Origin of the sequence: uncultured Capnocytophaga sp., from assembly GCF_938029845.1 — a bacterium.
GTDB lineage: Bacteria > Bacteroidota > Bacteroidia > Flavobacteriales > Flavobacteriaceae > Capnocytophaga.
Genome location: NZ_CALHGG010000056.1, coordinates 1 through 4,707, shown reverse-complemented (window position 1 = coordinate 4,707; position 4,707 = coordinate 1). Strand labels below are relative to the sequence as shown.

5 protein-coding genes are annotated in these 4,707 nt (G+C 40.6%); all 5 read left to right on the top strand.

Annotated features, from left to right (window positions below; all coding sequences use genetic code 11):
- Window positions 1-2,290, top strand: a 2,290-nt coding sequence (carB, locus tag Q0625_RS04045) for a carbamoyl-phosphate synthase large subunit (RefSeq protein WP_298823666.1), incomplete at its 5' end; no start/stop codon positions are given.
- A gap of 94 nt (window positions 2,291-2,384) precedes the next feature.
- Window positions 2,385-2,660, top strand: coding sequence for a hypothetical protein (locus Q0625_RS04040; protein WP_298823664.1), 276 nt, complete (start codon window positions 2,385-2,387; stop codon window positions 2,658-2,660).
- Window positions 2,645-3,748 carry an AAA family ATPase gene (locus Q0625_RS04035; protein WP_298823662.1) on the top strand — a complete coding sequence of 368 codons (1,104 nt, stop codon included), beginning with the start codon at window positions 2,645-2,647 and terminating at the stop codon, window positions 3,746-3,748. The genes Q0625_RS04040 and Q0625_RS04035 overlap by 16 nt, the downstream gene beginning before the upstream one ends.
- A 1-nt stretch (window position 3,749) precedes the next feature.
- On the top strand, window positions 3,750-4,406 hold the full coding sequence (locus tag Q0625_RS04030) for a DUF4276 family protein (protein WP_298823660.1): 657 nt from the start codon (window positions 3,750-3,752) through the stop codon (window positions 4,404-4,406).
- A gap of 3 nt (window positions 4,407-4,409) precedes the next feature.
- Window positions 4,410-4,553: a hypothetical protein gene (locus tag Q0625_RS04025; RefSeq protein WP_298823658.1), complete on the top strand. Its 144-nt coding sequence runs from the start codon at window positions 4,410-4,412 to the stop codon at window positions 4,551-4,553.
- Window positions 4,554-4,707: the final 154 nt, after the last annotated feature.

Here is a 4,707-nt window from a genome sequence, read left to right as displayed (position 1 = left end):
TTTTGATATGCTCCTCAATCGCGGTTTGGAAGCGTCTCCTATCCACGAGGTGCTTATTGATAAGGCACTTTTGGGTTGGAAAGAATACGAACTGGAACTCTTGCGCGATAAGAATGACAATGTAGCGATTATCTGTACCATAGAAAACATGGATCCGATGGGTATTCATACGGGTGACTCTATCACGGTAGCTCCTGCGATGACCCTTTCCGATCGCACTTTCCAGCGTATGCGTGATATGGCGATCAAGATGATGCGCAGCATAGGTGATTTCGCAGGCGGTTGCAATGTACAATTTGCTGTATCTCCCGATGAGAAGGAAGATATCATCGCTATTGAAATCAATCCACGTGTATCGCGTTCGTCCGCCTTGGCATCTAAGGCTACAGGTTATCCTATAGCTAAGATAGCGACCAAATTGGCTATTGGCTATCATTTGGACGAATTGCAAAACCAAATCACCAAATCCACTTCCGCCTTCTTTGAGCCTACCTTGGATTATGTGATTGTGAAGATACCACGTTGGAACTTTGATAAGTTTGAAGGCTCAGACCGTACTATTGGCTTGCAAATGAAATCAGTAGGGGAGGTCATGGGTATTGGTCGTTCTTTCCAAGAAGCCTTACAGAAAGCTACCCAATCGCTCGAAATCAAGCGCAATGGTTTGGGAGCCGATGGTAAGGGTGAGAAGAACTACGAACAAATCATTGAAAAACTTACTTACCCTAGCTGGGATAGGGTATTTGTGATATATGATGCCGTACAGATGGGCATTCCGCTAAGCCGTATTCATGAAATCACCAAAATAGACATGTGGTTCCTCAAACAATACGAAGAACTTTGTGCCCTTGAGAAAGAAATATCCAACTATAAGATAGATACGCTACCTAAGCAGCTCCTTTTTGAAGCCAAGCAAAAAGGCTTTGCCGACCGACAAATTGCCTATATGCTTGGTTGCTGGGAGAGTGAGGTACATAAGAAGCGTGAGGAGCTGAATATACGTCGTGTGTTCAAATTGGTGGATACCTGTGCTGCTGAGTTCAAGGCGCAGACTCCTTACTATTATTCTACCTTCGAGGCTCCGATCCGTACCGCCGATGGCAAGGAATATGTAGCCAACGACAGTGTGGTTACTGACCGCAAGAAAGTAGTGGTACTCGGTTCAGGACCTAACCGTATAGGGCAGGGGATTGAGTTCGACTACTGCTGCGTACATGGGGTATTGGCTGCCGAAGAGTGCGGTTATGAGACTATTATGATCAACTGTAACCCAGAGACCGTCTCTACAGACTTTGATACCGCTGACAAGCTCTATTTTGAGCCTGTGTTCTGGGAGTATATCTATGATATTATCCAACATGAAAAACCTGAAGGAGTGATCGTACAACTCGGCGGACAAACAGCCTTGAAGTTGGCCGAGAAATTGGACAAATATGGTATCAAGATCATAGGTACCAGCTTCCAGTCGCTCGACTTGGCAGAAGACAGAGGAAGTTTCTCTACCTTACTGAAAGAGAACAACATTCCTTACCCACGCTTTGGTGTGGCTGAAACGGCTGATGAGGCACTGAAACTCTCTGACGAATTAGACTTCCCTTTACTGGTGCGTCCTTCCTACGTATTGGGCGGACAGGGTATGAAGATTGTTATCAACAAGGAAGAGCTGGAAGCCCATGTGGTAGACCTCTTGCGCAAGATACCTAATAACAAGCTCCTGCTTGACCACTATTTGGATGGCGCCATAGAAGCCGAAGCCGATGCGATATGTGATGGCGAGAATGTGTATATCATTGGTATTATGGAGCATATAGAGCCTTGTGGTATCCACTCAGGCGATAGTAACGCGACCTTACCACCGTTCAACTTGGGTGAGTTCGTGATCCAACAGATCAAAGACCATACCCAGAAGATAGCCTTGGCACTCAACACCGTGGGGCTTATCAATGTACAGTTTGCCGTGAAAGATGATGTAGTGTATATCATCGAGGCGAACCCACGTGCTTCGCGTACAGTACCCTTTATCTCCAAGGCTTATAAGGAGCCGTATGTAAATTATGCTACTAAGATCATGCTTGGTGAAAAGAAACTAACAGACTTCCATTTTCATCCGCACTTAGAGGGCTTTGCCATCAAGCAACCTGTGTTCTCGTTCAACAAATTCCCGAACGTAGATAAGAAGCTCGGCCCTGAAATGAAATCTACCGGCGAAAGCATTTTGTTTATAGATAGCCTCAAGGATGATGCTTTCTATGATATTTATACAAGGAGGAAGATGTACTTGAGTAAGTAGTCGCAAGACTTACTGATTGATAAAAATACTTTGTCAAAATCTTGATTTTGGCAAAGTATTTTTTGTATATTTGCGAGATGAAAAATATAATTTTATGTCTCGTAGTTATAGGAAAGCTATTTTTAAAGATAAAGGGATAGGTAAAAGAGCTTATCATCGTATCATAAGGAGACATAATGGTACTATCCTAAGAACAAAAATAAAATCTAATACCCTTTTAGATGATATAGAAATAGAACTTGATTTGAAAGATAGTAAGTCCATTGTCAATGATTATAATTACTGTGACTATAAAACTAATTGGGAACAGAATATAGCATTAAGAAATATTCTTACTAAAGAAGAATTGAAAAAATGGCAGAGAAAATAGTTTTTAAGAAAAAACAATTACCCACTATGAACCACCTTCACCTAACAGGTTATAAAACCTTTAAAGACATACATTTAGACCTTTCTCCTATTAATATCCTTATTGGAGCTAATGGGAGTGGGAAGAGTAATTTTATATCGTTTTTTGAGTTGCTTAATAGGCTGTACAACCGTAGCCTAAGGGAATATATTGCGCTGAAAGGGGGAGAGGATAAGATGCTTTTTCAAGGAAAGAAAGTTACGAATAAGATAGGTTTCCAATTGACTTTTGAGGGAGGTAATACCTATGAGGTGGTGCTTAAAATGGGGGAGCATGGCTTTATCTTTAATAGGGAAGTGCTTACCTCTGAGGGGCAAGAGCTGTCTATTGATAACTTTTATACAGAATCTCAGCTTAAGCTAAGTGATACTCCCGAGGTTACCTATATCCTCAAGCAATTGGAGGGCTTTCGTAAGTATCATTTTCATGATACAGGAAGCCTCTCGCCCTTTACCAAGCAGAGTAATGTACAAAATGATATATACTACCTCTATAAAGATGGGGCTAATTTGGCTGCTTTTTTATATCATATCAACCAAAAGGATAAAATTACCTATCATAGAATTGTAAAGACAATACAGAGCATAGCCCCCTATTTTTCTGATTTCTATTTAGTACCTAATGCCAATGAAGAGGTAAGGCTACAATGGAGAGATAAGTATAGTGATATGGTTTTTGGGGCTACAGATTTGTCGGACGGAACTTTGCGATTTATAGCACTTACTACTTTGTTTTTACAACCTAACTTGCCCGACACCATTGTAATTGATGAACCTGAATTGGGCTTACACCCTGCTGCTATTGCTAAATTATCAGCTATGATACAATCGGCTGCAGCAAAGGGGTGCCAAGTAATTGCTGCCACGCAATCTACAGACTTGATTAGTTATTTTGAGCCAGATGATATTGTAACAGTGGATAGAGTGAAGGGGGAGACAGTTTTTAAAAGGCTTTCAAAAGAGGCGTTACAACAATGGTTGGAGGATTATACCCTTGACGATTTGTGGAAAAGAAGTATTATAGAGACAGGACAACCTAATTATTTGTAGAATGAAGCGTATCATTATCATCTGTGAAGGACAAACAGAAAGAGATTTCTGCAAAGAAGTGTTGGCTCCTTATCTTTGGCAATATGAAATAGACTTGCAAGCTCCTCGAATCAAGGTGTCAGGGGGAGGTATTGTCAAATGGTCAGACTTGAAAAAGGAAATAGAAAACTATCTGAAACAATCGGCAGCTGTTTTTGTCTCTACTTTTATAGACTATTATGGGCTTTATGAAAAGTACCATTTTCCTAAATGGAAAGAAGGAACACAAATTAGTGAGGTGAATGATAGGATTTCTTTCCTAGAAGAAGCCATGAGAGAGGAAATTGCAACATCTCTCAATAGTAGGTTTATTCCTTACTTACAACTTCATGAGTTTGAGGCACTACTCTTTAATGATTTACAGCTATTTTATCAGCAAGTACCTTCACAAGATTTGGTAGGTATTGAGGAATTAGAAAAGACTTTTTTGGAATATCCGAATCCAGAGATGATTAATAGTAGAAAAGAAACCTCGCCCAGTCATCGGTTAAAGAGAATTATAGCAGGCTATAACAAGCCTCTTTATGGTCATTATCTTGCTGAAGCTATTGGAATAGAACGAATAAGGTCAAAATGTCCACGATTTAATAATTGGGTACAAACTTTAATCACCATATAGCACATGTTCCGTTTATTCTTCCTCCTTCTCCCTTGTCTTGCACTGGCGCAATATCCTAAAGCGATGGATTTTAGCAAACTCTATCAGGGTAAAATAGACAGTGTCGCAGTTGTACATCGTACGGGCTGGACACGAGAGACTTCGTAGCCTGAAGCCCCTGAAGAAGAACATATCACAGAGAGAAGAAAATGCCTTCCACTATCAGAGGGAAACCGTTTGCTAAGGATATTAAGGAATAAAAGAGGGTATAAAGAAGAATATCCTTTGCTAAATGATGTAGTGAGTAGTTTCCTATTCTATG

Bases quoted from the DNA above. Each gene is read 5' to 3' on its own strand.
- Q0625_RS04040 (WP_298823664.1), top strand. From the start codon at position 2,385: ATGTCTCGTAGTTATAGGAAAGCTATTTTTAAAGATAAAGGGATAGGT.
- Q0625_RS04035 (WP_298823662.1), top strand. From the start codon at position 2,645: ATGGCAGAGAAAATAGTTTTTAAGAAAAAACAATTACCCACTATGAAC.
- Q0625_RS04030 (WP_298823660.1), top strand. From the start codon at position 3,750: ATGAAGCGTATCATTATCATCTGTGAAGGACAAACAGAAAGAGATTTC.
- Q0625_RS04025 (WP_298823658.1), top strand. From the start codon at position 4,410: ATGTTCCGTTTATTCTTCCTCCTTCTCCCTTGTCTTGCACTGGCGCAA.